Annotated in this window: 27 protein-coding genes and 1 tRNA gene; 19 read left to right on the plus strand and 9 right to left on the minus strand. The window is 38.7% G+C overall.

Annotated features, from left to right (window positions below):
* Positions 1–85 precede the first annotated feature (85 nt).
* From pilM to BQ7314_RS10105, 10 genes are all read left to right on the plus strand, one after another.
* Entirely contained in the window at positions 86–979 is an 894-nt protein-coding gene (pilM, locus tag BQ7314_RS10060) for a pilus assembly protein PilM (RefSeq protein WP_174483567.1), read from the plus strand.
* Positions 979–1,590, plus strand: a complete 612-nt coding sequence (locus BQ7314_RS10065; RefSeq protein ID WP_174483568.1) for a PilN domain-containing protein — start codon at positions 979–981, stop codon at positions 1,588–1,590. The genes pilM and BQ7314_RS10065 overlap by 1 nt, the downstream gene beginning before the upstream one ends.
* Positions 1,587–2,222, plus strand: a complete 636-nt coding sequence (locus BQ7314_RS10070) for a hypothetical protein (RefSeq protein ID WP_174483569.1) — start codon at positions 1,587–1,589, stop codon at positions 2,220–2,222. Before BQ7314_RS10065 ends, BQ7314_RS10070 begins: the two co-directional genes overlap by 4 nt.
* Positions 2,223–2,247: 25 nt before the next feature.
* A complete protein-coding gene (locus BQ7314_RS10075) occupies positions 2,248–2,535 on the plus strand; it encodes a hypothetical protein (RefSeq protein WP_174483570.1) in 288 nt (95 codons plus the stop codon).
* A 1-nt stretch (position 2,536) separates the two neighbouring features.
* Positions 2,537–4,159 (plus strand): pilus (MSHA type) biogenesis protein MshL, encoded by a 1,623-nt coding sequence (gene mshL / locus BQ7314_RS10080; protein ID WP_174483571.1) that lies wholly within the window; start codon positions 2,537–2,539, stop codon positions 4,157–4,159.
* A gap of 26 nt (positions 4,160–4,185) precedes the next feature.
* Positions 4,186–4,860 carry an ExeA family protein gene (locus BQ7314_RS10085; protein WP_174483572.1) on the plus strand — a complete coding sequence of 225 codons (675 nt, stop codon included), beginning with the start codon at positions 4,186–4,188 and terminating at the stop codon, positions 4,858–4,860.
* Between the two features lie 157 nt (positions 4,861–5,017).
* On the plus strand, positions 5,018–5,512 hold the full coding sequence (locus BQ7314_RS10090; protein ID WP_174483573.1) for a hypothetical protein: 495 nt from the start codon (positions 5,018–5,020) through the stop codon (positions 5,510–5,512).
* 28 nt (positions 5,513–5,540) lie between these two features.
* Positions 5,541–5,927, plus strand: coding sequence for a helix-turn-helix domain-containing protein (locus tag BQ7314_RS10095; protein ID WP_174483574.1), 387 nt, complete (start codon positions 5,541–5,543; stop codon positions 5,925–5,927).
* Positions 5,928–5,970: 43 nt separating this feature from the next.
* Entirely contained in the window at positions 5,971–6,126 is a 156-nt protein-coding gene (locus BQ7314_RS10100; RefSeq protein WP_174483575.1) for a hypothetical protein, read from the plus strand.
* Positions 6,116–6,328: a hypothetical protein gene (locus BQ7314_RS10105; RefSeq protein WP_174483576.1), complete on the plus strand. Its 213-nt coding sequence runs from the start codon at positions 6,116–6,118 to the stop codon at positions 6,326–6,328. Before BQ7314_RS10100 ends, BQ7314_RS10105 begins: the two co-directional genes overlap by 11 nt.
* Positions 6,329–6,591: 263 nt before the next feature.
* On the opposite strand, the gene BQ7314_RS10110 is transcribed toward BQ7314_RS10105, so the two are convergent.
* The 6 genes from BQ7314_RS10110 to BQ7314_RS10135 all read right to left on the minus strand — a co-directional run bounded on the left by BQ7314_RS10110 (position 6,592) and on the right by BQ7314_RS10135 (position 12,132).
* A tRNA-Ser gene (locus tag BQ7314_RS10110) sits at positions 6,592–6,681 on the minus strand.
* A 391-nt stretch (positions 6,682–7,072) separates the two neighbouring features.
* Positions 7,073–7,369 carry a SemiSWEET transporter gene (locus BQ7314_RS10115; RefSeq protein WP_174483577.1) on the minus strand — a complete coding sequence of 99 codons (297 nt, stop codon included), beginning with the start codon at positions 7,367–7,369 and terminating at the stop codon, positions 7,073–7,075.
* Positions 7,370–7,414: 45 nt separating this feature from the next.
* Positions 7,415–8,038: a hypothetical protein gene (locus BQ7314_RS10120; protein WP_174483578.1), complete on the minus strand. Its 624-nt coding sequence runs from the start codon at positions 8,036–8,038 to the stop codon at positions 7,415–7,417.
* A 14-nt stretch (positions 8,039–8,052) separates the two neighbouring features.
* Entirely contained in the window at positions 8,053–9,432 is a 1,380-nt protein-coding gene (hemN, locus tag BQ7314_RS10125) for an oxygen-independent coproporphyrinogen III oxidase (RefSeq protein WP_174483579.1), read from the minus strand.
* A gap of 173 nt (positions 9,433–9,605) precedes the next feature.
* Positions 9,606–10,415 carry an OmpA family protein gene (locus BQ7314_RS10130; protein ID WP_174483580.1) on the minus strand — a complete coding sequence of 270 codons (810 nt, stop codon included), beginning with the start codon at positions 10,413–10,415 and terminating at the stop codon, positions 9,606–9,608.
* A gap of 130 nt (positions 10,416–10,545) precedes the next feature.
* Entirely contained in the window at positions 10,546–12,132 is a 1,587-nt protein-coding gene (locus tag BQ7314_RS10135) for a peptide chain release factor 3 (protein WP_174483581.1), read from the minus strand.
* A gap of 1,043 nt (positions 12,133–13,175) precedes the next feature.
* On the opposite strand from BQ7314_RS10135, the gene BQ7314_RS10140 reads away from it, so the two are divergent.
* Both BQ7314_RS10140 and BQ7314_RS10145 read left to right on the plus strand, forming a co-directional pair.
* Positions 13,176–14,096 carry an AEC family transporter gene (locus tag BQ7314_RS10140; protein ID WP_174483582.1) on the plus strand — a complete coding sequence of 307 codons (921 nt, stop codon included), beginning with the start codon at positions 13,176–13,178 and terminating at the stop codon, positions 14,094–14,096.
* A 1-nt stretch (position 14,097) separates the two neighbouring features.
* Positions 14,098–14,976 carry a DMT family transporter gene (locus BQ7314_RS10145; protein WP_174483583.1) on the plus strand — a complete coding sequence of 293 codons (879 nt, stop codon included), beginning with the start codon at positions 14,098–14,100 and terminating at the stop codon, positions 14,974–14,976.
* A gap of 19 nt (positions 14,977–14,995) precedes the next feature.
* On the opposite strand, the gene BQ7314_RS10150 is transcribed toward BQ7314_RS10145, so the two are convergent.
* Positions 14,996–16,120, minus strand: coding sequence for a glycosyltransferase (locus BQ7314_RS10150; protein ID WP_174483584.1), 1,125 nt, complete (start codon positions 16,118–16,120; stop codon positions 14,996–14,998).
* 149 nt (positions 16,121–16,269) lie between these two features.
* On the minus strand, positions 16,270–16,902 hold the full coding sequence (locus BQ7314_RS10155) for a tetratricopeptide repeat protein (RefSeq protein WP_174483585.1): 633 nt from the start codon (positions 16,900–16,902) through the stop codon (positions 16,270–16,272).
* A 256-nt stretch (positions 16,903–17,158) separates the two neighbouring features.
* Between BQ7314_RS10155 and BQ7314_RS10160 the strand changes: the two genes are divergently transcribed.
* From BQ7314_RS10160 to BQ7314_RS10190, 7 genes are all read left to right on the plus strand, one after another.
* Positions 17,159–19,393, plus strand: coding sequence for a terpene cyclase/mutase family protein (locus BQ7314_RS10160; RefSeq protein WP_174483586.1), 2,235 nt, complete (start codon positions 17,159–17,161; stop codon positions 19,391–19,393).
* A gap of 55 nt (positions 19,394–19,448) precedes the next feature.
* On the plus strand, positions 19,449–20,825 hold the full coding sequence (locus BQ7314_RS10165; RefSeq protein ID WP_174483587.1) for an FAD-dependent oxidoreductase: 1,377 nt from the start codon (positions 19,449–19,451) through the stop codon (positions 20,823–20,825).
* A gap of 1 nt (position 20,826) precedes the next feature.
* Positions 20,827–21,342, plus strand: coding sequence for an adenine phosphoribosyltransferase (locus BQ7314_RS10170; protein ID WP_174483588.1), 516 nt, complete (start codon positions 20,827–20,829; stop codon positions 21,340–21,342).
* 17 nt (positions 21,343–21,359) lie between these two features.
* Entirely contained in the window at positions 21,360–22,175 is an 816-nt protein-coding gene (mutM, locus tag BQ7314_RS10175) for a bifunctional DNA-formamidopyrimidine glycosylase/DNA-(apurinic or apyrimidinic site) lyase (RefSeq protein ID WP_174483589.1), read from the plus strand.
* Positions 22,176–22,267: 92 nt separating this feature from the next.
* The gene (locus BQ7314_RS10180; protein ID WP_174483590.1) at positions 22,268–22,561 is read left to right on the plus strand and encodes a DUF2288 domain-containing protein; all 294 of its coding nucleotides are present in this window, start codon (positions 22,268–22,270) and stop codon (positions 22,559–22,561) included.
* Positions 22,562–22,782: 221 nt separating this feature from the next.
* Positions 22,783–23,925, plus strand: coding sequence for a PilT/PilU family type 4a pilus ATPase (locus BQ7314_RS10185; RefSeq protein WP_280953881.1), 1,143 nt, complete (start codon positions 22,783–22,785; stop codon positions 23,923–23,925).
* 275 nt (positions 23,926–24,200) lie between these two features.
* On the plus strand, positions 24,201–25,628 hold the full coding sequence (locus BQ7314_RS10190) for a PilT/PilU family type 4a pilus ATPase (protein WP_174483591.1): 1,428 nt from the start codon (positions 24,201–24,203) through the stop codon (positions 25,626–25,628).
* Positions 25,629–25,636: 8 nt separating this feature from the next.
* On the opposite strand, the gene BQ7314_RS10195 is transcribed toward BQ7314_RS10190, so the two are convergent.
* Positions 25,637–26,830 (minus strand): pyruvate kinase, encoded by a 1,194-nt coding sequence (locus tag BQ7314_RS10195; RefSeq protein ID WP_245394969.1) that lies wholly within the window; start codon positions 26,828–26,830, stop codon positions 25,637–25,639.
* Positions 26,831–26,843 lie beyond the last annotated feature (13 nt).

Consider the following 26,843-nt stretch of genomic DNA (forward strand, 5'->3'; position numbering starts at 1 on the left):
AGAAGTTACTAATACACTAGGCAAGCACTTGGAATTATTAACAAAACTTTTAGGAAGAAAGAAGGTGTGCCGCGGGATTATAAGCTTGTGCTTTCTCCCACAAGGGCTAAGTGTTGCTATCGCACAATATACGCCTGAAAATAAATTGGAATTAGCCTTCAGTGATTTTTTTGCCATTAGCAGTCCCAGCGAACAAGTTAATACACTATCTCGCCTTGCTAACGAATATACACTAGGCGATTTTCATTGCCATTTGCTTTTAGCGCCTGCTGATTATAGACATTTAACCCTCGAAACACCGCCAGTAGCTAACGATGAAATGCGTGAGGCCTTACGCTGGAAAATTGCTGATTTAGTTGATTTTTCAGTAGAACAAGCCTGCATTGATTTTTACCTCCTTCCTGATGCCAAACATGCCAGTAGCAAAAAAATGCTCGCCGCGATTGCGAGTTCAGCGGCTGTACTTAAGCCCAAAATAAAGCTCTGCCAACAAGCCGGCCTAGACTTAGAAGTTATCGATATTCAGGAAACGGCTTTACGTAATTTAGCAACGTTACTCCCCGAAAATGATCGCGGCGTCGCTATTTTACATTTACTGCCAACCAATGGCAGTATCATCATACAAAAACAAGACCAGATTTATTTATCACGTAAATTAGACTCTGGATTTACAGACTTACGCCTAGATTCTGATATTCCACCTCAGGAACTCAATGATTTAGCGTTAGAAATCCAGCGCTCTTTAGACTATGTTGAAAGTTACTACGGCATCCCCCCTATTTCAACCCTCGCGGTTATTCCCATCCCTAGCCATACAGAAAGCCTGCTCAATCATTTGAATGAAAATTTAAGTACCAATTCGCGCATTATGGATATTTCTACAATTTTAGAAGGCGAGACTATACTTACCGATAAAACCCAAGCCTACTGTGCAACGGTTATTGGAGCTACATTACGTCATCAAGTGAGCGACACATAATGCAACAAATCAACCTATACCAGGAACTTGTACAAGAGAAAAATCCTGGGCTACACAAACGGTCATATATTATTGGCGGTAGTTTATTGCTCTTACTCGTACTCTGCTATTGTATTTGGCAAGGTTGGCAAGTTCGCCAGTTAAAAGCTAAATTACACGTTAAACAGGCTCAACTAAGTATGGAAATAAGCGACTTATCACTTCTCCAGCTACAGTACCCTAAGCAAGACATAAACCCCTTATTAGTTAGCGAACTGGATCGTTTACAAAATATTTCGGCCTCTTTAGAGCGCGTTGTGGCGCTGTTAAGTGATCAACATTCTGATAAAAATACTGGCTTCTCAGCCTACTTTAACGCCTTGGCTGAACAATCAATCAAAACTATTTGGTTAACGGCAATCAATATAAACGCTGAAACAAGTTCAATTTATTTGCAAGGTAGTACTTATTTTCCTGACAGCTTGCCTCAGTTAATTAATTTACTAAATAAAGAAGCCGTGTTTAAAGGTCGCTATTTTGCTGATTTACAGATGCATAGCTCAAAAAGCAATGCCCAGAAAATTAACTTTACAATTAGTACGCAAGCACCAAAAGAGAAACCAACATCATGAAGGAGATGTTATTAGCACGCATAGAATTATTGTCGCTGCGCGAAAAACTTTATATTGTCTGCGCAATACTCGCCGGGCTATGGATGGGCATTGATAGCCTATACCTACAGCCTACTTGGCAGCAACAAAAACAGTTACACGAAGAAATACAACAAATAGAGACACAATTAAATGATTTAGTGGTCGCAAAAGCTGAAGTCGAGGCATTAGGGAAATTTAACCCGAATGAAAAAAATAGGCTGGCTTTAAGTCAGGTAAAAACTAACTTAAAACAGCTCAAACAAAAAGTCCAATTAGGTAATAAACGTTTTGTCGAATCAGAGTCGATGACTTTAGTGCTAGCAGAGTTATTAAATAAGGACTATGAATTACAACTTATCCGTGTCGAAAAACTGCCAGTAAAATCGTTAACCGATCAGAAACAAGAAAAATCATGGGTATTCCAGCATGGTCTAAGCTTAACTTTTTCTGGTAATTATCAAAATACATTACGTTATTTACAAGCGATAGAAGCCTCGTCGTGGCGTTTTTTATGGCATAGCATAGACTACAAAACGCAAGAATACCCAACAGCAGAAGTCACAATTAAAGTCTATACTTTAGGCTTTCAGGAGCATTGGTTACGTGTTTAGACTAAAGATAACACTGTGTTTTTTAATGCTGAACCAAGCTGTTGTGGCACAGTTTCGCGACCCGACAAAGCCCGTCAATATGCCAACAGCCGAACATTCTCCTACAATTCAAGACCAAGGCATTGTTCTATCCGCGATCTGGATCTCTCGCATGGCAAAGCGCGCCACCTTAAATGGTAAAACCTTAAAACAAGGCGAGTCATTTAATGATATTACCTTGTTAAAGGTCAACCAGAACTCCGTTTTAGTAAAGCATCAAGGGCTTGTTAAAAGCTTATACTTAATTCCAATACCCTATAAACCTAGCCATTAGCATGAAAAACCTTTCTCGCCTACTCGCTTTAACTTGCCTTATGGGCACGATTGCCTGCACTCCAGAAAAGCAAATTGTTGATGATTATTTTCCTGATGTTATTGCTCCTGAACAAGTAAAAACGCCCCCGCCACCTAAAGAAATCAGCGATGCCTTAGTGCCTGACTTTAATCAAACCTTGAATTTAACGCAATATACGCACCCAAAGCCTGTCACTGAACGACTCAATATATCTGTTCACGACTTAGATGCGCGTGAATTTTTTATGGGGCTAGTCTTAGATAGCGAAGCGAATATGGTAGTTCACCCCGACGTTCAGGGAAATATTTCATTAACATTAAAAAAAGTATCGATTGCACAAGTTTTAGCAACAGTACATAAAGTATATGGTTATGATTATAAAAAAACGGATATTGGTTATATTATTTATCCTGCGACAGCGCAAACTAAAATTTTTAAAATTGATTTATTAGATATTACACGCACAGGCGAATCGAGTACTCGGGTCACTTTTGGTCAAAGCGCCCAAAGTTCAGACTCAAATTCAACGGATAACAGTAGTAGTCATAATGAAAACTCTAACTCTACCTCGGGCGGTTCTATTATTACCAAAACAGATGCTAATTTTTGGGGTGAGCTAGAGCAATCTTTAAATGCCTTAATTGCCGGCAGCCCAGAAGCCAGCATTGCCCTTAATAAACAAACAGGGGTTATTGTTGTCCGCGCAAAACCGATGCAACTTTTAGAAATCGAACGTTTTATCGATGCTACGCAAGCACAATCACAGCGACAAGTTATTTTAGAAGCTAAATTTATTGAAGTAACCTTAAATGATAGTCATCAAGATGGTGTGAATTGGTCAAGTATTGCCAAAGAAAGTGGCAAAGCATTTCTCACGAGTGTTGCCCCGTTACCCTCGGCAGTTTCTCAAGTTAAAGATGTCTTTATTACTCAAGCACAATTTGGTGACTTTACTGCCTATATTCAATTGATGGCAACACAAGGAAAAACAAAGATCCTGTCTAGCCCTCGTATTTCCACGCTTAACAATCAAAAAGCCATTATAAAAGTTGGACAAGACGAATATTTTATCACCGATATTTCATCTAATAATAATAGTTCAGCCTCGACCACAACAGTCACACAAGACGTTACCTGGACCCCTTTCTTCTCTGGTATTGCTTTAGATGTCACGCCACAAATAAATGATCGAGATGAGGTTACTTTACATATCCATCCTTCTATTACTTTAGTTGAAGCCCAAGAGAAACGTTTTATAGCGAATGGGCAAGAAAACCAAGTACCTCTCGCCTTAAATACCATGCGTGAATCAGACAGCATCGTCCAAGCTAAAAATGGTCAGATCATTGTGATTGGCGGTTTAATGCAGACCCTTAGAGAAGAAGGTAAAAATGGAATTCCTTGGTTAAGCGAGTTGCCTTATCTTGGCTGGTTATTCAGAACTAATACAGGAGTCGGCAAAAAAACGGAACTCGTTATCTTACTCAAGCCAACAATTATTAAGAATGAGCATAGCTGGGACCAAGACTTAACTGACTCGAAAAGACGACTTAAAGAATACGAAAATTACAAGTTATGGGGCGACACGGATTATCAGCAATAAAGTAGATATTATAAAAAGCGCTAATTATGTATCAACAGCATTTCGGGTTGACGGAAAAGCCCTTTAATTTAACGCCTGACACGCAATTTTTTTGCCAATTACCACCTCACCAAGAAGCGTTCAATGTACTATTGCTCGCCTTAAATAATGGCGAAGGCTTTATTAAAATTATCGGCGATGTCGGCACTGGGAAAACTTTATTATGCCGTAAATTGCTTAATGAACTAAATGACCATTACCAAACAGCCTACCTACCTAACCCGCACTTAACACCTTCAGGGTTACGCAAAGCTATCGCTGATGAATTTTCTATTGCTTATGCGCCAAATATTAATCAACAACAAATCCTACAACGACTGCATCAATTTTTAATCCAAATTTCTAGCCATGGACAACAAGCCGTCTTAATTATTGATGAAGCACAAGCCATGTCACTAGAGACTTTAGAAGCCTTACGTCTACTCACTAACCTAGAAACAGAAAAACAAAAATTATTGCAAATCGTGCTCTTTGCACAACCTGAGCTGGATGCACGATTAGAGCATAAATCCATCCGCCAATTAAAGCAACGAATCACCTTTAGCTATCGACTTCGCCCGCTAAATGACACAGAATTAGTCAGCTATATTAATCACCGTTTAATTATTGCTAATTGTACTCAGGTTAATGTTTTTTCTCGCTCAGGAATGTGCATGAAATAACTTAGGCAACTTATAAAGTTGTTGCGTCAGGAATGGCAGTATAATTCCATTGCCTCAGGTGCTCATCAAATACAATTCGCATTGACTCTTTAAAACCTTCTGGGAATTATACTGCCATTCCTGACGCAACAACTTTATAAGTTGCCTAAGTTATTTCATGCACATTCCTAAGCTATCAGGCATTATTGGACGGGCTAAAAATGATTTAAGTATCAGCTTAACAAGCAAAAGACTATCGCCAGAAACAAACCAAAAAATATACAGCCATATTGTAGAATTATATTCACAGACTATTAAGCCAGCAATAGCAGAGCCAGAAAATACCCCGCAAGCACCCGTAGAAATAATTTCACAAGAAAAAGAACAGATAACCCCTGCCAAGGGAAAAACTAACGACTTTGATAATGTGCGCATTGCTTTCTATATCATGCGGAACAATAAACGTATTCGCCAAGTAATCGCCATAGACGGCTTTTTAATTAATGCACTGGAAAGTATAGGCATATCAAAGCAGAACGCACCTAAATGGGTGCAGTCGCAAGTGACTGGCTGGACAGCCTTTGACGCTCAACTACCCATAACGCGCCAAGTTAAATGTTTAATCGTTAAAGCAGTTATTGAAAAAATTAATGTTAAATCCATACAGGGCTAATTTTGCTCAATAAAAATCAATTATTATCATGAAGCTAAACGCACAACATCATCAAGCAATCACCTTATTATCCGAGGGATTAACTAATAAAAGCGTAGCCGAAAAACTGGACGTTGCTCAAGAAACAGTTTCCCGCTGGAAAGCTGATTATGACTTTCAAGCCGAGCTTAACAAGGTATTAAATGCGAATCACGCAAGCAGTCAAGAAAAACTAAGGCATTTATCAAGCATTGCCTTATCAACAATTGAGGCGGTTTTACTAGACGATGAAACCCCGCCACGGGATAAAGTTACAGCGGCGTTTAAGGTGCTAGAAATAACAAGATTTAGGCAAGGAAACATAGGTAGCACAAACCCAGCGGCATTAGAAAAACAGGCGCAGGATGATAAGTTATTAGATAGCTATGGCTTTTGAGTGTCATCTTCTGGTTAGGATATTTAATAAAAAGGCATTAGCTATGCTGGATAACGGGCAAGGTGAGGCATTTCATTTTAGGGATTTAATGGGCTTGATGCTTGTTTACACCGATAAACTGGATAAGTCACACAATACAACCCTTACAGATAGAACGCTTTTATTGATGCTTGCTAGGCGCTTTCTAAATGATTTGTGAGCCACTACATGAGCTGGTTATTAATTACAAAATGGAATTAGATGTAATCGCCAACAGCACCGATTCACCCATGACAAAACTATGTTTGCATATCAATCTAAGTTTTAATTATGGCGCGGTATTAAAATCCAGTGATGAAATAACGCTTAATGATGCTTCTGTTTTTGGAGCATTAACACTTAGGGCATTTAATAACGTTTAATTAAACAAAGAATTAACTAAAGGTTACTTTTTTATCTGAACAAAGCCAGCTTAACCGCTGGTTTTTTTATGCCAATAATTTAATGCGCTTGGTCAAGATAATGGCAACGATTGCCAGCAAAAAAGGCTGTTTTTTTTATGTGGGCGTTAAGGTAAAAATCCCAACTGGAATTATTGAGCTTTGTCACAAACATGGGCTGAGACGTGGGCTAGATTTTTTTTAAAAAAATAAACACTTTATAATCAGCCACTTAAAAAATTAAATGGCGGAGAGGCAGGGATTCGAACCCTGGGAGGGGATAAACCCTCAACGGTTTTCAAGACCGCCGCTTTCGGCCACTCAGCCACCTCTCCGTAAGAGATAGTATAATACTCAATTCTTAGAAAAAAGAAAAGTCTTTTATTGAAAATCATATTAATATTTTATTTTTCACTAAAACATCAGTTAGTTAGATATGTATTCAAAGCACTATAAAGAGTATTGGGCACCTTAAGCAATGATAGTTATAAGCCAGAAAAAGAAGAATCATTGCTTAGGCAAGGCAGAATACATTCTCTGCTCAATCCCAGATTACCTGTTTTTTCTCGCTACACTCAAAAATAAACAGGCGTATAGTCAGTTCTCTAACTGCACAATAAGGCATATTGCCAATAATAAGATATGAGCTTCTTTAACCCGCCCTTTAAATACAGGCTAAAGGGCAGCACTCCATTTGATAATGAAAACCTGACTAAACATGAATTTTCAAGATTCCTTCTTTTTCCACAAGGTGTTATAAATTTTAAATGACAAAATTAAAGAGGCGAGTAAAAATGTAACAGCATTTGCGTAAATAATCGCTTTATCGGCAATACAGACGCCATAAATAAGCCAAAGTAACACGCCTAATGTAAAACTACTATACATACCCAAAGATAGCGACTCTGTGTCCCTCGTTTTAAGCGTCATAATGGCTTGTGGCAAAAAAGAAACGGTAGTTAAAGTTGCCGCAATATAGCCAATGACTTCTGGCGTCACTACTTTTATAACTTCATCTAGCATAATATTTCACTCACTAAATAGAATTGTAAAAAAGTTATATAAAAACTATTTATCATCCTCTGTCCTGCGATTATATTCTTGATCCTCAATCATCTCTTTAACAAAATCACTTTTACGTTTAAGCGTTGGGAATAAATGCGTTTTTTCCCAATAAAAACCTAGCCATAAAATGGGAATAGCAAATAACAAATCTATCCCAAAAGTCGTTTGCATCAAAATAGTTAAGGCAGCGGTACAAAATAACAAAAAACCAATTAAGTAAAAGCGAAAACCTAAAACAATACCACTCAAAAACACAGTATGTGCAAGAATAATATGAATCACAATTCCGGCTGCACTTGCCTTAATTGCCTCCGCATGCCAACTTAAAAACACCAACAAAACAGCAATGAATGCACTACCCCAATACAAAAACTGATAGCGATACAAGTGCTTTATTTCCTTGCCAGTTGCTTGTGCTTTAGTTTTTTCACTTAGAATCGAAAAAAAACAAAAAATTGGTGTCATTAATAGCCAGTAAAAAATACCAGGCCGATCAAATACTTCAATAATCACTTCGCCTAAAAAGATTAAAAACACCATGGCAACAAACATAATTTCATTAATATAAATATGATTTAGTGCTGCATCCACATTCCACTTACTTTTTACCTGCTTTTGTTCGTTCATAAGTTACACCTCTGCTAAATAACCTTTGAGAATTGCTTGGTATTTGCTTGCACATAAGCATCAAATACCATACAAATATTACGTATTAATAAACGCCCAACCGCCAATACTTCGATCCCTTGATTATTTAAGGTCAGTAGCGCATCATCTTGCATTACTTTCAATACCTGTAATTCTGTTGAAAAATACCGCTGAAAATCTATACTGTATGTTTGCTCAATATTAGAAAAAGACAAGGAAAAGTGACATATAAGCTGGGTTATCACTGCGCGACGTAACTTATCATCTGCATTTAAAACAAAGCCTTTAAAAACCGGCAACTCACCTTTGCTAATTAATGAATCATAGGCCGGTAAATCTTTAACATTTTGCACATAACTATCAGCAATACGCCCAATAGAGGTTATACCCAAGCCGATTAAATCACAATCAGAATGGGTAGAGTACCCCTGAAAATTGCGATATAACTTATTTTCTCGTTGTGCAATCGCTAATTCATCACCTGGCTTAGCAAAATGATCCATACCAATATAAACATACCCAGCTTCGAGTAAGCGCTGAATAATCATTTGTAAAATATCCAGTTTCACTTCGGCATTTGGCATATCTGCATCATTAATTTGACGCTGCGTTTTAAATCGCGCAGGTAGGTGCGCATAATTAAATATGGAAAACCGGTCTGGTTCAACACTTAAAATCTTATCTAAAGTCACTGAAAATGATGCGACTGTCTGCAAAGGCAAGCCATAAATCAAGTCGATACTGGTGGAACGGAAACCTTCTTTTCTAGCTGACTCTAATACTGCAAAGGTTTGCGTTTCTGATTGAATACGATTGACTGCTTGCTGTACTGCCGGATCAAAATCTTGTACACCTAAACTGATTCGATTAAACCCCAACTCTCTTAACTGTTTAATTGTTTTATCATTCGTTGCACGCGGGTCAATCTCAATCGAATATTCCCCCGTATCATCATCTTTAAGGTGAAAGTTCTGCCGCGTAGCCACCATAAGTCTGCTCATCTGCTCGTAATCTAAAAAAGTCGGCGTCCCCCCTCCCCAATGCAATTGATTAACTATACGCTTGCTATCAAATAGTGCACCTTGCAACTCAATTTCCTTAAATAAATTAGCCAGATAAGGCTCGGCATGCTCTCGGTTTTTGGTGATAATTTTATTACATGCACAGTAATAACAAACGGTATCACAAAAGGGAATATGAAAATAAAGCGATAAAGGCCCGCCACGTTTATTAGAAAGTTCAACTTGCTGATGATAATCTTGCTCTATAAAACCATCATGTAATTCTAAAGCAGTGGGGTACGAAGTATAGCGAGGGCCTGACTTATCGTAACGATGAATTAAATCTAAATCGAATTTTACAGATTGATCCATATTGATTTTTTTTAAAAAAGTTGATAATGACAAGGCACCCATACAATACATAAATATTTATACAAGCTTTAAAGCCCGCTCCAGAGGGAGAAAGCTGGATAGGAATACATTTAATTTTATTCTCCTCCTTTTGTCTCACAGCAAGAGGAGGCACCTACAAAAAATGGAATAGCTTATCTAACTTCCACATCTACGCGCCTGTTTAAAGCATGCATTTCCTTATTATTGCCTTGATAACGCAATTGACTATAGCCTCTCCCTTCATAGTCCAATTGCCCTCTTAATTCCGGATAGAGAGTTTCCAATGCTGCCACAACCGATTTCGCCCTATCTTCAGAAAGCTGCCGATTTGACTCTTGATCACCTGTTTTCTCGCTGTGCCCAACAATAAGGATACGCTTTCCTGCTTTAATATACGGCATTAAGGCAAGCCCCAGTTCTTTTACTTTAGCTAAACCCTTCTCATTTATCGCCATACTTTGAGGATCAAATAAAATATCTATATCAACTTTGGGCCTAACTTTAGGAAGCCCCGCCGCTTTCAACTTATCAATATCCTCACTAACATAGTTTGCCCATTCTGGCTTGTCTATCCATTTTTTTGCATATATTTTATCTGCAGCTCCCATGGCAGCAAGAGCATTTGGCAAGTCATTCAATTGAATATATGAACTTGCCATGCGCCCTAAAAGATTTGCTTTTTTCTGTTCATCTGAGCCGAGAAATTGCCGTGCATTAATAAAGCTGACTAATGATTGCGAATATTGCTGCAACTTTTGTTGATTCAAGCCTAAGGCATAATACACATCATAATTTTCACAAAGTACAGCAGAGCGCTTTAATAAATGCTCAGAATCTGCTGCGCTCTGACCTTGCGCACGTAAATACATAGCTTTTGCTTCATATTCGCTCAAACATTCAGCATTAGCAAAAAAAGACATGGCACCACAAAAATAAAAGACCCAATATTGTTTAATTTTCATTACACTCCTTTAGCCTTACAGTTGCCGAACTTTATCCCCATGACTTACGCTACAGTTATTAAAGAAGTTAGCATAGATACGCTGTCTATCTTTTACTTATTTCCATAACTTAATGGTATCTATTAAATGACTACAACTCTCGGGTCGCACTAAACTTAATATCCGGCCAACGCTCTTCCGTTAACTGCAAATTAACTCGGCTAGAAGCTAAATACACTAAATAGCCGCCCCCATCTTCCGCTAGGTTATCAAATGCTTTTTTCTTGAATTCCTCAAATTTCGCTGCATTATCCGAGCTGACCCAACGTGCCGTATTAATGGCAACGGTATCATAAACACACTCAACATTATATTCAGATTTTAAACGATAGGCAGTCACATCAAACTGCAAAACCCCCACTGCACCCAAAATAAGATCATTATTTTTTAAAGGCTTAAATAATTGCGTCGCGCCTTCTTCAGTTAATTGCACCAAACCTTTTTGCAAGGCTTTCCCACGCAATGGGTCCTTTAAGACCACACGACGGAACAATTCAGGCGCAAAATAAGGAATGCCTGAATACTTTAAAACTTCACCTTCGGAAAACGTATCGCCGACCTGGATAGTACCATGATTATGTAAACCAATAATATCGCCCGAATAGGCTTCTTCTATATTTTTACGGGTGGCGGCTTTAAAGGTAATCGCATTAGATACTTGGATTTTTTTACCAATACGCACATGGTTAATTTTCATACCTTTATCAAACTTACCCGAGCAAACTCGCAAAAACGCAATTCTATCACGATGAGAAGGATCCATATTCGCTTGTACTTTAAAGACAAACCCAGAAAACGCCTCCTCCTTGGCACTGACAAAACGCTGATCCGCTTCACGCCCTTTAGGTGCTGGCGCATAATCAGCAAAAGCATCTAATAACTCTAAAATACCAAAATTATTTACAGCTGAACCAAAAAAGACAGGCGTTAAATTACCCGCCAAATATTCCTCTAAATTAAACTCGGTACTCGCTCCTTGAACCAGCTCAATCTCCTCACGCAATTCTTCAGCCTGATCACCTAAAACAGCATCTAAATCTGGGTTACGCAAACCTTTAATAGTCTCACCTTGCATGATTTTTCCACCATGCGTGGCGCTAAATAAATGCACCGTATCTTCATATAAATGATAAACCCCTTTAAAGCGCTTACCCATGCCGATAGGCCAAGTAATCGGCGCGCATTCAATATTTAATACCGTCTCAACCTCATCCAGTAGCTCTATAGGCTCTTTCCCTTCCCTATCTAACTTGTTGATAAAAGTAATAATCGGCGTAGTACGTAGGCGACACACTTCCATTAATTTAATGGTGCGATTTTCCACCCCTTTCGCGACATCAATTACCATTAAAGCAGAATCAACGGCAGTTAAAGTACGATACGTATCTTCTGAGAAATCCTCATGCCCCGGTGTATCTAATAAATTCATAATGCAACCTTTATGTTCAAACTGCATCACCGAGGTCGTCACCGAAATACCCCGTTCTTTTTCCATTTCCATCCAATCAGAAGTCGCATGCCGATCAGCTTTACGCCCCTTAACAGAACCCGCTTGCTGGATAGCTCCCCCAAATAATAATAATTTCTCAGTTAAGGTGGTTTTACCAGCATCTGGGTGAGAGATGATAGCAAAAGTCCTTCGCTTGTTGATTTCATTGAGAAAATTGCTGTCTGTCATACCCATTAAGCCTGTGTTACACCTATTTTAAAAATACAAATTTTCCATTTATGCAGAAAATTCGCGCTATTTACCTAAACGGTAACCTTATGCCCCGTCAATATCCAACTATGTTTAGAGAGGAGCAAAAGGTTCACTATTCTATAGGAAGCCCACCTTTTTATCTAATAAACATACCACACCGCAAGCAGGGGAGGTATTTGGATCCATTACTTGAAACCAAAATTTTCATCGTAATACTCTTTCGGGCACGCCCCTCAGCTTATGAAATACTTGAGCCCCCTATCGCTAAGTATTCATTCACATACGGTACAAATGAGATAAGTCCGTGTATACCGTACTTTTACTTCACAACGCACAAAAACCACTTGATAGCCTCTCTCAAGTTTCCCCATAGAACCATACGTACAGATCCATACGCGATTGCTCGCATAAAACATACTCAATTTGAAAGCCTACAAACAAGCGCAAAAAGTGACAGTTCGAAAAAAATAAATAAGAGAGTTACTGAATTAGTGCGTATAAAATCAAGGTCAGACAGATGCTTGAACGATAAAAAATAGAAAAAGGTACGGCAGATTTATTTCTAACGTTAGCTAAAGAGATTTTGAGGTATTATTAGTAATATTTTTGAAAAATAGATTTTTCATTCGCAACCATTCAGATCCTTCTTATAAAAAATAAACCTAAGAGGATTAAGCTATTTTTCAGCTCGTCATCCTATGCTTATAGCAGGAATCTACGTCTAACATGCCCCCAATAAAAGACTTCAGGAACAACGATATTTTTATATGAAATTTGGGGGAATGTGAGCGGTTACTTGCGTTCAGATACTACCTACATAACCTTTTAACATTAAAATACCATGATTTTCAAGTCAGAATAGCCTAACATGACTGAGTTAGGTGAGGATATAAATCAAGGCTTTGTCTTATATTTTTCCTTCACTCAAACTCCTTCTTCTGGAAAATTTTTTAGGCTTGTGTAGACCCTCACCCCCATAACAAGCCACCTCCCCTACCTATTTCACATACATTACCAAAATGTTCGAACAATTTCTGTTTGCCTTAAATGTGACAGCCCCTATTCTTACCCTGTTAATATTAGGCATTATTTTCCGGCGCACGGGTTTTATTGATGAACATTTCATTAATATTGCCAATAGCTTTGTATTTAATATTACCTTACCGTGCATGTTATTTTTTAGTTTAGCCACAACACCTTTAAGCCAGTCTGCTGACATACCGCTCTTCCTTTTTGGTGTTCTAATTACCTTAATAAGTGTAATTGTTTTTCAAACACTTAGTCGATTTTTAATCCAACAAGATAAACGCGGCGTTTTTGTACAAGGTGCTTTTCGTGGCAATTTAGGTATTATCGGCATTGCTTTAGCAGTCAATGCTTATGGATCAGAAATTTTAGCCACTGCAAGCTTATATATGGCATTGATCGCGGTAATTGATAACCCTTTATCCGTTATTTTACTAATACCTAAAAGTAAATTCCCACTCAAGTCAATTATCAATAATCCAATTCTAATTGCTGTGCTATTCGGTTTAATTTGTTCTAGTATAAACCTAGAAATACCACAGTTCATTTATCAATCAGGGCATTACCTAGCCCAAATGACTTTGCCTCTTGCTTTAATTTGCATAGGCGGCAGCTTATATTGGAAAAATTTTCGTCATAACCGCAAAGAAGTCATTTGGGCAAGCCTCTGCAAACTTATACTGATGCCTTTAATCGGTACTAGCTTAGCCATTGCCCTAGAGTTTCGCGGCCAAGATTTAGGACTTATCTACCTCATGTTATCCGCCCCAACTGCTGTATCTAGCTATGTGATGGCAAAAAAAATGAGTAACTATGGCACCATGGCGGCTGAAATCATTGCTCTTTCTACTGCAAGTAGCACGATCATTATTACGCTAGGCCTGATTCTCCTAAAAACGACTGGATTAATTTAATATGCGTATCGCTTTGGCTTTTATTTTTATAGTTTTACTTTGGTCTACAACACCACTGGCTATTAAATGGAGTGCCGAAGGTTCAAGCTTTATTTTTGGTGTCGCTGCGCGCATGGTAATTGGCCTAATTTGCATCTTGTTTATGCTTTTATTAAGCCGCCAGCCACTACCTTGGCATAGTAAAGCGCGGCAAACTTATTTTGCTATCGCAGTACAGGTCTATGGCGCCATGATGGCGGTTTACTGGGGTGCGCAATTTATTCCTTCAGGCTGGGTATCGGTTATTTTCGGTCTGTCGCCTTTTATTACGGCGCTATTAACCGCACTCTGGCTTGAAGAACGTAGCTTAACCTGGGATAAATTACTCGCTTACCTTTTGGGGGTCGGAGGGCTTGCACTGATTTTTAGCACGGCAATACAAATGAGTTTTCAGTCAGTCTTGGGAATTTTAAGTGTCCTACTCGCGGTATTTTTACAAGCACTCAGCGCTGTTTGGGTTAAGCGCTTGCAAGCAAAATTACCCGCATTGACTCAAGTTACTGGCGGACTTATTTTTGCCACACCGTTATACCTATTAACTTGGTGGATTATTGATGGCGTAATCCCAACAACATTACCCGCACATAGTTTGTTATCTATTTTGTATTTAGGAATAATAGCAACACCGATTGGCTTTGCCCTGTATTACTATGTTTTGACTCATTTGGCAGCAACACACGTGGCGTTAATTACCTTGGTATCCCCAGTATTCGCTTTATTTTTGGGCTATTATTTGAACGAGGAAATGTTGACTATAAAAATTATCGCTGGCACGGGGTTGATTTTATGCGCTTTATTGATCCACAGCTTTGTGGGTAGATATTATAGAAAAGCGGGCTGAAGTCCGCCCTATTGCGGTATTATTGCTGCTTTTTATTAGCCACAACCTCCTCATAAAAATCTCTGGCTTGTTGTGCGCAAGCATCAAAAGCATAAACATTCGCCTTCTCCAAATATGGAATCTTTGCAGCCTTCAACTCTGCTTCATGTTCAATCCAATAATCCATTTTCTCAATCAAACTCTCTAAATTACCAGCAGAAAATAAAAATTGCTCATTTAAAGCAAACTGTGCTGAAGCACTCTGCTCAGAATCACTAATTAGAGCCGGTAAACCACAGCCAATAGCCTCTAAAACAGCCATCCCTTCTAGCTCTATATCAGAAGCATGAATAAATAAATCAGCAGTATTAAACAAAGTAATCAATTTTTCTTGGCTAACATATTCAAAAAAAGCGGGATTAGGTAGTGAATTACCTAAATCAATCAATTCTTCGCGTAGCGCGCCTTGCCCGGTTACGACCAACTGAATTTTATCTTTAAATTTTGACTGTTTAATAGCTTGCATTACTAAAGCATGGCGCTTTTCAGTCGCTAAACGCCCCACCATTAAAATAACAAATCGACCTTCAAACTCTTGCTCTTTGACACAGTGTTTAGGCTTAAATTGTTCAGGTAAACCATTCGATACGACTTCTACTGGCGTTTGAATAGCATATTTTTCCAGCATTTCTTTACCAAAAGCGCTAGGAGATAAAACTAAATCCGCTTTATTGTAAAAAGTACGTATAAAAAATCGATATAAAAAAGCATTAAGCCAAGCAAAATCTAAACCAATATTCCACATTAAGTTTTCTGGTTGAACATGAAAGCCAAAGACAACCGGTTTATGCATTTTTCTAGCAATTTTTAAAGCCTGATAGCCCAGAAAAAAAGGAAATTGAATATGCACTAGGTCTGCATCTTTAATTGCTTCTGTTAATACTTTTTTATTTGGCCAAGCAAATAAAAAGTCCATTTCTTGCATTTGTTTTTTAGCAAAAGGCAAATAAAAAGCAGGAAAAATAATTTTATTTTCTTCCGCTTTACCTGTACTAATAACAGTTAAGTCATCTGACTTTTTGAAGTAATCAATAAAACGTCGCGTTGATACAACACCTCCTGATTTTTCCCCATCAACATTATCTGCAACAAAAACAATTTTCAATTTACTAAGATCTCTTGGATAAAAACAGGAAAGGTTTATAAAAAACCGACCACCTAAAACGCAACTATTGACAAAAACTCAGTAGCTAGAAATCCGCAGTCGTAACCGCGTGAAGTATGGGAGCAATACTCCCCTTAATAGGAGATTTTTTATGAAAGATTAGCCAAGGCAACTCTAGCCTTCTCTTGTTCCTTTATTCTTATTTTAGACTTCCTGTCTTTAGGATTTACCCTTATATTAAGCGCTTTATTTAAAAAGCTAACGGCTTGTTCTTTTTTGCCTTGCTCTAATAAAAACTCGCCGTAATAGTAGTTACTACCAATGCCTTCAGGATCGACTTCTAAAGCTTTTAATAAGTACGCCTCGGCCTCATCGTTATCACCAAAAGCAATTGGCCAGCTAGGCACTTTATAATAGAGAACACCTAAAGTAACGAGAGCAGAACCTTTACTCGCTGCTGGATTAATTCCTATCGCTTTTTGCAACAAGCTCTTGGCTTCTTTAACTAAGCCTAAGGCAACAAAGCTCGATGCATCTTCAGCCATAGTTAATAGAATGGCTGATTTCAAAATAAGCGGCTCAGCTTGACTAGGAAATTCAGTAACAACTTCAGTAATATCATTCACTAACTGTAAAAATATATTTTTACGCTCAGGCACTGCTTCTATTTCACGTGTGTCAGCCCAGCTTCCTTCAATCTCAGAAACACGCTCATCCATCGCACCTGAAAAGGCACTTTGGGTGAAAAGTAGCAAAAAAACAACAAAAATTAATTTTTTCATGTGTAAAAGTATAGTATTGAGTAGTTTACAATTCAAGTCTTATCCATTTATTTAATAGAATAAACACGAGCTGTAGTTTATAACCAACTGATTAAAAATAAAAAAAATATATATACCACAATTAATTAAATGTTTTGTGTGCGTTCTATATAACATTCTGTTCTATATGTTGTATAATTGCAACTCGCTCCCTAACTACATAATGTTGCATTAATACACTACAGCTCTTTCTCAAAGGCTATCCGGATAACACTTTATGTCACAAAAAAATTCAAGCTGGAATAATTGGCAACTATTAACCGAAAAAGGCCGCCAAATATGGGCCTACAAGCCTGCATCTCAAGATATTAATGCGCATCTACACAATGCAAATAACTTTTCCGAGCAAGAATTACAAGCCTTTGCTAAAGATTTTTCCTTTGATCGCCAGATTAACCCTTCAGCCAGCGACAAAGTTTTTAGACAGCAATATCAAAAAAATAATGCCCCTGCTTATTCAGGCACTAGACCCAAAGCAGAAAGCGCAGAAGAACAAAAACTCATCGATAGCCTTATCAATGGCATGCATTATTTCAGCCGACTACAAAGCGATGAAGGTCATTGGCCTGGTGATTATGGCGGCCCACTCTTTTTATTGCCCGGCTTATTAATCGCAGCTTATCTGACTGACACTCCCTTTCCTAAACCCCATCAAGAAATGATGAAGGTTTATCTATTTAACCACCAACACACTAATGGCGGCTGGGGGATGCATATTGAGGGTCAACCGACAATGTTTGGTACGGTGATGCAGTATGTTTCGCTACGCCTATTAGGCACCCCTCAAGAGGACTCAAGGTTACAAAAAGCACAAACTTGGATTAAAGAAAATGGTGGCGCAACCGGCATTCCATCTTGGGGGAAATTCTACCTATCCATCTTGAACTTATATAGCTGGGATGGCTTTAACAGCTTGTTTCCTGAAATGTGGCTATTCCCTAAATGGTTGCCAGTACACCCCTCTCGCTACTGGTGCCATAGCCGTATGGTCTATTTACCGATGGCTTACTGCTATGCGCAGCGCATACAAGTGCCTGAAAATGATTTAATCTTATCTTTGCGTAAAGAAATCTATAATGAAGATTTTGCGAGCATCGATTGGCCCAAACAAAGAAATCAAGTCTGCGCAAAAGATTGCTATACTACCCAGTCGCCTGTTTTAAAATGGATGAATGCTTTCACCAATGGCTATGAAAAAATCAGACCACAATGGCTAAGAAATAAAGCAAATAATTATCTTCTAAAATATATCAATGCGGAAGATGCACAAACCGAATATCTTGATATCGGCCCAGTTAATAAAGCGATTAACTCCATGTGCATCTGGCACGCCTACGGTAAAGAGTCCGAACCTTTCAAAAAACATGTCGCACGCTGGTATGATTATTTATGGGTTGCTGAAGACGGCATGAAAATGAGCGGTTATAATGGTTCACAATTATGGGATGTCGCTTTCGCTACACGTGCCATGTTAGAGAGTGATATAGGTAAACTATTCCCTAAAACACTAGAAAAAAGTTATCACTTTATTAATGACATGCAAATTTTGGCCGAGCATGAAACGCATGAAGAATTTTTCCGCCACCCAATGATTGGCAGTTGGCCATTCTCTACTGCCGAGCAAGGCTGGCCGGTTGCGGATTGTACCTCAGAGGGTTTAAGCGCTACACTAGCGATTCATAAAACAGGCTTATTCAAACAAAATATTAGCGACCAGCGCATAAAGCAAGCTGTTGATATTATTCTGTCTTATCAAAATAAAAATGGTGGCTGGCCAACTTATGAGCTGAGTCGCGCCCCTAGCTGGCTAGAAAAACTCAATCCATCTGAAGTTTTCGCAGATATTATGATTGATTATTCTTGGACAGAATGTAGCGCTGCCTGCGTCGTTGCTTTATTAGAAATTTTAGAGCTTTACCCTGACTATAAACGCAATGAAATTGAGCAAGCTATTACTGATGGCTTAAAATTTATCGTCAAACAACAAAAACTGGATGGCTCTTGGTATGGCGGCTGGGCAGTATGTTTTACTTATGCTACCTGGTTTGGTATAGAAGCTTTAGTTCAAGGGAAAGATTATATTGATGCACAACTAAGAACAAATTGCATAAATAAAGCCTGTGATTTTTTGCTAAATAAGCAAATGACCGATGGTGGCTGGGGCGAAACTTATGAATCCTGCGCTAAAATGGTTTACTCCCAAGCCGAAACATCTCAAGTGGTTAACACCGCATGGGCATTACTTGCCCTACAAGCAGCAAAATCACCAGAAAAAACGGCGCTTCAGCGCGGCATAAATTTACTATTAGATCGGCAATTAGAGAATGGCGATTGGGCACAAGAAAATATTTCCGGTGTTTTCAACTATAATTGTATGATTACTTATAGCGCTTACCGCAATATCTTTCCTATTTGGGCATTAAATCGTTTTTATCAACACAAACACTATTAAAGATTAGTTATTCATATTAAAATTAATCAGTTAACGTCTATTACAAAGAACACTTATGCACACAACTTCTGAACATAATGATTTATTTGACATTTGCATAGTAGGTGCAGGAATGGCTGGTGCCACAATTGCAACATACCTTGCCCCCAGAGGCATCAAAATTGCACTTATCGATAGAGATTATGCAGAAAAAAGGCGTATCGTAGGTGAACTATTACAACCTGGCGCAGTACAAACCTTAAAAAAAATGGGCTTAGAGCATTTGCTTGAAGGCTTTGATGCACAACCCATTTATGGTTACGCTCTATTCAATAAAGACAGTGAATTTTCTATTGAATACAACCAAGACAAATCAACAAATTATCGTGGTGTTGGTCTACATAACGGCCGCTTTTTACAAAAAATTCGTGAAGATGCACTCAAACAACCAAGCATCACACAAATCCATGGCACCGTCTCAGAGCTTATTGAAGATGAAAACCATGTCGTTACAGGCGTTAAATATAAAGAAAAACACACTCGTGAACTTAAGACTGTCAATGCCAAACTAACGATCACCAGTGATGGTTTCTTTTCTAGCTTTCGTAAAGACTTAACTAACAATGTAAAAACTGTTACTTCCTTTTTTGTAGGTATTATTTTAAAAGGCTGTGAACTTCCTTATCCACATCATGGCCATGTATTTTTATCCGCACCTACCCCCTTTATCTGTTACCCAATATCTAGCACGGAATCACGCCTGCTGATTGATTTTCCGGGTGATCAAGCGCCTAAAAAAGAAACTGTAAAACACCATATTGAAAATAACGTCATTCCATTCTTACCTAAAGAGTTTAGGCACTGCCTAGATCAGGCACTACGTGAAAATGACTATAAAATCATGCCTAACCATTATATGCCGGCTAAACCTGTCTTAAAAGAGGGAGTCGTGTTATTAGGTGATGCCTTAAATATGCGCCACCCCATCACCGGCGGCGGTTTAACAGCGGTATTTAATGATGTATACTTACTTAGCACACACTTACTGGCAATGCCTGATTTTAACGATACTAAACTCATCCACGAAAAAGTTAATTTATACTATAACGACCGTTACCACGCCAATACCAACGTCAATATTATGGCTAACGCTTTATATGGTGTTATGTCTAATGACCTACTTAAACAAAGTGTATTTGAATATTTGCGTAAAGGCGGAGATAATTCTGGCGGCCCTATCAGCTTATTAGCTGGGCTTAACAGAAATCCAACCATTTTAATCAAGCATTTTTTCAGTGTTGCATTACTCTGCCTTAGGAACCTTTTTAAAGCTCACAAAATGAGCCTTACCAATGCTTTTTACGTTATCAAAGATGCCTTCTGTATTATCGCCCCCTTAGCCATCAACGAACTACGACCAAGTTCATTTTTAAAAAAGAATATTCATAACTAAGATGCTAAGACTGAAAGATAAAATTCGCGACATCCCTGATTTCCCAAAACCAGGTATTACCTTTAAAGATATTACCCCACTCGTCAAAGATCCAGCAGCTTTACGTTTATCCGTACATCAATTAATTCAGCCTTTTTTAGGTCGAAATATAACAGCTGTTGCAGGCATGGAAGCACGCGGCTTTATCTTTGGTTCATTAGTTGCTTGGGAACTTAACTTACCCTTTATCCCTTTAAGAAAACCGGGCAAGCTCCCTTATGATGCGCAAAGTGTATCCTATGATTTAGAATATGGCTCAGCCAGCCTAGAAATTCATACTGACGCACTAGATAAAAACGACCACGTATTATTAATTGATGATTTATTAGCAACAGGTGGCACAGCAAAAGCAAGCTGCGAACTGATAGAACAGCTAGGCGCAAGCGTTGAAGCCTTAGCTTTCGTCATAGAATTAGATTTTTTAAAAGGCCGAGAACAACTCAGCACTTACGAAGTTCACTCGCTACTTCACTACTAAGCCACCCCATAAAAGCCATGCCGGAACTCCCAGAAGTTGAGACAAGCTTACGCGGCATCAGTCCTCATATAAAAAATCAAATAGTAACTCAAGTTATTATACGTCAGCCTCAGCTGCGCTGGCCGATCCCCAGCAACTTACCTGAGCTACTTGATCAGCAAGAATTAAAAAGCCTTAGTCGCCGCGCAAAATACTTGTTACTACACTTTGACACTGGCACCCTACTTATTCATCTAGGCATGTCAGGAAGCTTGCGTGTTGTTAGTAACAACGCGCAAGCCGCTAAACACGATCATATTGATATTGCTTTTGCCAACCACAAAACGATACGTCTCACTGATCCGCGTCGATTCGGTGCAGTTTTATGGCTTGGAAAAAAGCCTTTTGAGCACTCTCTACTTAACAAACTAGGGCCCGAACCTTTGTCTGACAGTCTAACAGGCAAGTATTTATACCAAAAATCCAGAAATAAGAAGGCCAACATTAAGCAGTTCTTAATGAATCAATGTATTGTTACAGGTATAGGTAATATCTACTGCACAGAAGTCCTATTTTATGCAGGCATACGCCCAACACGAGCAGCGGGCAATATTTCCTTAAAACGTTACCAAACGCTAGTCACACACATAAAAAGAATTTTGCAAACCGCCATTGAACAAGGCGGGACAAGCCTACGAGATTTTGTTGGCAGTAATGGTAAGCCTGGTTATTTTAAGCAAGAACTTAGCACGTATGGTCGCTCCGGTCTACCTTGCCAACATTGTCAGAAAACGCTAATAGAAATAAAACAGGCCAACAGAACCACCGTTTATTGTAAGCACTGCCAAACTTAAATCTTATTCTATATTACCTGCTTATTTGTAAGCTATACCTCCTGTAGGACACAAGGAAAATAGACCTAAGCTCCACTTAAATCAACATCACCATGAACCAAGAAGACCTAACTAAAGAAAAAGTAAACCAAGAAACCTCTAAAATTGCCTGGTCTGAATTACAACGTTTTTTCGCCAGTGGATTAGCGGTCTATGTCGCAGCTGAACTGGATTTAGTGGAAGTTGCCGATGCCTTCTCTAAAGATAACAAAATAAAAGTCGAACAATGGATGCAAACCCAACAAGTTAATCTTGTCTCCGATCAACAAGCCACTGACTGGATAAGTAATGACACAATGATGTGGGCAACCGTTGTTAAACCATGGGTACTTGTGCAAACAGTTTAATTGACCTAGCGTACACCGCCTGAATTTTTAACATACAAAAAGCAGCATAAGTGCATTTTTAATTGGTTAAATTTTTATTATTTTATCGCTTATTTCAGGAAATGGTACAAGTTAAAATACCCACTAAAATTATACTAAAAGTGAGCTGCAGTACCTTGCAAAATCATAGCATATATTGCACACTTAGAAAAAACACTACCTAACACACTATTGGAGCTCCCATGGAAAGAAATGAAGCAATGTCTTTTATTCTAAAGTTACTAAAACTTATGCTAGAAAAAGATGGCTCCGACTTATTTATCACTGCCGGATTCCCCCCAGCTATGAAAATAAAAGGCATTATGACGCCTATCTCCAAACAAGCTTTATCAGCTAATGATGCAAAATCACTCACCCAGTGCATCATGAATGACAAACAGCTAAAAGAATTTGAAGAAACTAAAGAGTGTAATTTTGCTATCTCCCCTGCCGGCTTATCTCGATTTCGTGTTAATGCTTATGTACAGCAAGGTTCACAAGGCTTAGTGATGCGGACTATCGCAAATGAAATACCAAGCTTCGAAACACTCGGTCTCCCCCCCATATTAAAAGACCTCATTATGGCCAAGACTGGCTTAATCGTTATGGTTGGCGGCACAGGATCAGGTAAATCAACCTCTATGGCCTCAATGCTCGACCACCGCAATGAAAATAGCTACGGCCATATCATCACTATTGAAGACCCTATTGAATATGTACACAAGCATAAAAACTGCGTCATCATGCAACGAGAAGTAGGGGTTGATACTGATGATTGGGAAGTTGCACTGCACAACACTTTACGCCAGGCACCTGACGTTATTGTCTTAGGTGAAATTCGTGACAAAGAAATCATGAACTTTGGTATCGAATTTGCACAGACAGGGCATTTAGCACTTGCCACTTTGCACGCCAATAATGCCAACCAAGCGATTGATCGTATATTAGGTTTTTTTAGCACAGAAACTCAGGTCAAATTAATGCAAGATTTATCCTTAAATGTACGTGCTATTATCTCGCAGCGCTTAATTAAAACAGTTGATGGTGGACGTTGTGCAGCGATTGAGATTTTAATCAATACACCTCTTATTTCTGATTTAATTGCCAAAGGTGATGTCTCAGGTATTAAACCTATCATGGCTAAATCACGCGAACTTGGTATGCAAACTTTTGACCAAGCGATATTTACTCTCTATCAACAAGGCAAAATAAGTTACGAAGAAGCACTAAGAAATGCTGACTCGGCTAATGAATTACGCTTACAAATCAAACTCGCCAGTGGCGAAGATAATGCCAGTAATGGACTCTCATTACAATCTACCGATGACCATGAAGATGTAAGTTAAGATTACCCTGCCTAAGAAGCACCCCTAATAATGATTAAATCCTCATTCCTAAGAACTTTTTAACCACTATTTAAAGTGATACATATTTATGTAGAGTATGTCTCACTACCATTAAGTTAAAAAATTAGCGCGTCATATTTCCCTACAAGAGAAGGCACCAGTTTATATTAATAGCATTAAATTTTTGTCTAAACAATGCCTTATACAGCTTCTCTGAATGAGCCCCTCTCCCTTTAACTTGCCAATCTAAACATAGCCACTGAGCATAAAAAACTATGGATATCACACCTTACCTAAAATTAATGGTCGATAAAAAAGCTGACAGCCTAATTTTTAGCCTAAGCTCAGCCCCTCGCTTATGTTTATTAGACCAAGAAAAACCCGTAGGCAACACAATATTAGACCAAGAAATGCTTCACGACATTTTTCAATCCCTCACTGAAGATACTCAAAAACTACAATTTTCTATCGATAAAGAAATACGCTTTGCCAGCCCTCTATTTGGTCGCCATTTATTTGTTATTTATGCCGTCGAAAAAGATAATAAATTATCCATTACCATCAGTATGGATAAACGCCAAGCGGCAATAAAAAATATACCACCTAAAAGTATTCAAGTATTAGGCTCGACACCACAAGAAGTGCTGGATATATTTCCTTACCTAAAAAAAATGGTCAGTTTAGAAGGCTCTGATCTTTTTATAACCTCAGGCTCACCAGTCAAAACAAAAATTCACGGCTCAGCGGTTGAACTTGATAGCTATTTACTTACTCCCGAGCTAACTAAGTCAGTCGCCTATGCGATTATGACCCAAGAACAGATTGAAGAATTTGAACAGACTAAAGATCTAGATTTTGCCATTAGCCTGCCTGATAAAAGTGCACGTTTCCGAGTTAATGCTTTTTATCAACGCGGCACTATTGGTATCGTATTACGTTTAATTCCTGCAAAGATACCCACCACACAAGAATTAAATTTACCAGAAATTCTCACTGAATTAATCATGGATAAACGCGGTTTATTATTGATGGTTGGCGGTACAGGTTCAGGCAAATCAACCTCATTAGCCGCCATGATTAATCATCGTAATATTAATGCTGCGGGACATATCCTAACCATCGAAGACCCAGTTGAATTCTCACACCCAAACTTAAAATCTATCGTTAATCAGCGCGAAGTCGGAGTTGACACCGCCTCCTATGCACGCGCCCTAAAAGCCAGCTTACGGGAAGCGCCAGATGTTATTTTAATCGGGGAAATTCGTGACCGCGAAACCATGGAAGCTGCTTTAGAACTAGCTAATACAGGTCATTTATGTATCTCGACTTTACATGCGAATAATGCTAACCAAGCGATGGAACGCATTATTAATATGTTTCCGCATGTCCAACATAAACAACTCTTTATGGATCTTGCCATCAACTTAAATGCGGTTATCTCGCAGCGTCTTATTCCTGACGTGCGCGGTAAACGTTGCGCAGCTATTGAGGTTCTTATCAACACCCCACATATCTCCAACCTGATTTTAAAAGGTGATCTAAATGAGATCAAAGAAGCGATGAAAACAAGTGGCAGTAAAGGTATGCAAGCATTTGATGATGCCTTATTAGCTCTCTATAAAGCGGAAAAAATCAGCTTAGAAGAAGCACTAAGAAATGCCGATTCACGTAATAACTTGGAAGCCAAGGTTAATTTTGGTTAGAGCCTATATTACCAATGCAAAGCACGTAAACGAGGGAACTTTTTATGCTGATGTTCCTGCATGCGTATCATCACATTAATTAACGCTTCCAATGCATCAATAATATAAGGTCCCTTATTGAGCATGACACATTCGGCTCGAACAGCCATCGCTGCATCGGTAAATTCAGCTCTTGAGCGTGTGCCTTTCTTCGCAATGGACTCCAGTACCTGAGTTGCCCAAATAACGGGGACATGAGCTGCTTCACACAACCAGAGTAGCTCTTCTTGTACTTCAGCTAAACGCGCACTACCCAACTCGACAGACAAATCGCCACGTGCAATCATAATCCCTAAACTATGCCTGCCTATAGTACCCAAAATAATTTCCGGTAAATTTTTAACCGCTAAATTAGTCTCAATTTTAGCAATAATAGGTAAATCAGTTGCATTACGCTGTGCCAACTGTTCGATAAGATACTGCATATCATCCAGTGACTCAACAAATGAAAAGCCCACCAAATCCGCATGCGCACAGACAAAATCCAAATCAATTAGATCTTTTTCACTTAATGCGGGTAACTCCAATTGTGTTTCCGGAAAATTAATTCCTTTATCGCTTTTAATAGTAACACCATTAGTACCAGCTCGAGTAACACGTAATAATACGCCATTGGTATCTATTTTTTCGACAACGGAACCTAACTTCCCATCATCAATCCAGACTGGCTGACCTACTTTCACTTTATCAATCGCTGAACTCAGTGTACAACTAATTTGTGCAGGCCGAATCTGCACGCCATCAGCATCATATTCAGAGGGGCGCCCATTTATCGAATAATCGGTTAATAATAAGGTTTCCCCCTTAAAAACTCGAATACTTAAAGGCACTCCATCAAACTCTCCTAAGTGATAACAGGCTCCTGATTTTTCATCTACTTCCGGCTCTGCATCAAATAATTCTAGCTCACAGCCGGATACTAGGTAACTGTTTTTATTACAACTGACTAACCACTGTTGTTCATCAAGCGATTTTTCCACCAAAAGTTCACGCTGTTTACCACGCGCATCGGTAAACCGAAGATAAACACCTGATTTCAATTGTGCCAATAACTTTGTAGAGACCGGAATCTGAAATAACGTTTCAGATTCATATTCCTCACTCTGAGCCATCTTTTTTTCAGCACATAAAAGCACATAACCTGGACTAACGGTGATTGTCAAACTAGTTGTCGCC

It is taken from the genome of methanotrophic endosymbiont of Bathymodiolus puteoserpentis (Logatchev), assembly GCF_900128525.1.
GTDB lineage: Bacteria > Pseudomonadota > Gammaproteobacteria > Methylococcales > Methylomonadaceae > Methyloprofundus.

Excerpts from the sequence above, each read along its gene's own strand:
- BQ7314_RS10065 (WP_174483568.1), top strand. The coding sequence starts at position 979 with ATGCAACAAATCAACCTATACCAGGAACTTGTACAAGAGAAAAATCCT.
- BQ7314_RS10070 (WP_174483569.1), top strand. The coding sequence starts at position 1,587 with ATGAAGGAGATGTTATTAGCACGCATAGAATTATTGTCGCTGCGCGAA.
- BQ7314_RS10075 (WP_174483570.1), top strand. The coding sequence starts at position 2,248 with ATGCTGAACCAAGCTGTTGTGGCACAGTTTCGCGACCCGACAAAGCCC.
- mshL (WP_174483571.1), top strand. The coding sequence starts at position 2,537 with ATGAAAAACCTTTCTCGCCTACTCGCTTTAACTTGCCTTATGGGCACG.
- BQ7314_RS10085 (WP_174483572.1), top strand. The coding sequence starts at position 4,186 with ATGTATCAACAGCATTTCGGGTTGACGGAAAAGCCCTTTAATTTAACG.
- BQ7314_RS10090 (WP_174483573.1), top strand. The coding sequence starts at position 5,018 with ATGCACATTCCTAAGCTATCAGGCATTATTGGACGGGCTAAAAATGAT.
- BQ7314_RS10095 (WP_174483574.1), top strand. The coding sequence starts at position 5,541 with ATGAAGCTAAACGCACAACATCATCAAGCAATCACCTTATTATCCGAG.
- BQ7314_RS10100 (WP_174483575.1), top strand. The coding sequence starts at position 5,971 with ATGCTGGATAACGGGCAAGGTGAGGCATTTCATTTTAGGGATTTAATG.
- BQ7314_RS10105 (WP_174483576.1), top strand. The coding sequence starts at position 6,116 with ATGATTTGTGAGCCACTACATGAGCTGGTTATTAATTACAAAATGGAA.
- BQ7314_RS10115 (WP_174483577.1), bottom strand. The coding sequence starts at position 7,369 with ATGCTAGATGAAGTTATAAAAGTAGTGACGCCAGAAGTCATTGGCTAT.
- BQ7314_RS10120 (WP_174483578.1), bottom strand. The coding sequence starts at position 8,038 with ATGAACGAACAAAAGCAGGTAAAAAGTAAGTGGAATGTGGATGCAGCA.
- hemN (WP_174483579.1), bottom strand. The coding sequence starts at position 9,432 with ATGGATCAATCTGTAAAATTCGATTTAGATTTAATTCATCGTTACGAT.
- BQ7314_RS10130 (WP_174483580.1), bottom strand. The coding sequence starts at position 10,415 with ATGAAAATTAAACAATATTGGGTCTTTTATTTTTGTGGTGCCATGTCT.
- BQ7314_RS10135 (WP_174483581.1), bottom strand. The coding sequence starts at position 12,132 with ATGACAGACAGCAATTTTCTCAATGAAATCAACAAGCGAAGGACTTTT.
- BQ7314_RS10140 (WP_174483582.1), top strand. The coding sequence starts at position 13,176 with ATGTTCGAACAATTTCTGTTTGCCTTAAATGTGACAGCCCCTATTCTT.
- BQ7314_RS10145 (WP_174483583.1), top strand. The coding sequence starts at position 14,098 with ATGCGTATCGCTTTGGCTTTTATTTTTATAGTTTTACTTTGGTCTACA.
- BQ7314_RS10155 (WP_174483585.1), bottom strand. The coding sequence starts at position 16,902 with ATGAAAAAATTAATTTTTGTTGTTTTTTTGCTACTTTTCACCCAAAGT.
- BQ7314_RS10160 (WP_174483586.1), top strand. The coding sequence starts at position 17,159 with ATGTCACAAAAAAATTCAAGCTGGAATAATTGGCAACTATTAACCGAA.
- BQ7314_RS10165 (WP_174483587.1), top strand. The coding sequence starts at position 19,449 with ATGCACACAACTTCTGAACATAATGATTTATTTGACATTTGCATAGTA.
- BQ7314_RS10170 (WP_174483588.1), top strand. The coding sequence starts at position 20,827 with ATGCTAAGACTGAAAGATAAAATTCGCGACATCCCTGATTTCCCAAAA.
- mutM (WP_174483589.1), top strand. The coding sequence starts at position 21,360 with ATGCCGGAACTCCCAGAAGTTGAGACAAGCTTACGCGGCATCAGTCCT.
- BQ7314_RS10180 (WP_174483590.1), top strand. The coding sequence starts at position 22,268 with ATGAACCAAGAAGACCTAACTAAAGAAAAAGTAAACCAAGAAACCTCT.
- BQ7314_RS10185 (WP_280953881.1), top strand. The coding sequence starts at position 22,783 with ATGGAAAGAAATGAAGCAATGTCTTTTATTCTAAAGTTACTAAAACTT.
- BQ7314_RS10190 (WP_174483591.1), top strand. The coding sequence starts at position 24,201 with ATGGATATCACACCTTACCTAAAATTAATGGTCGATAAAAAAGCTGAC.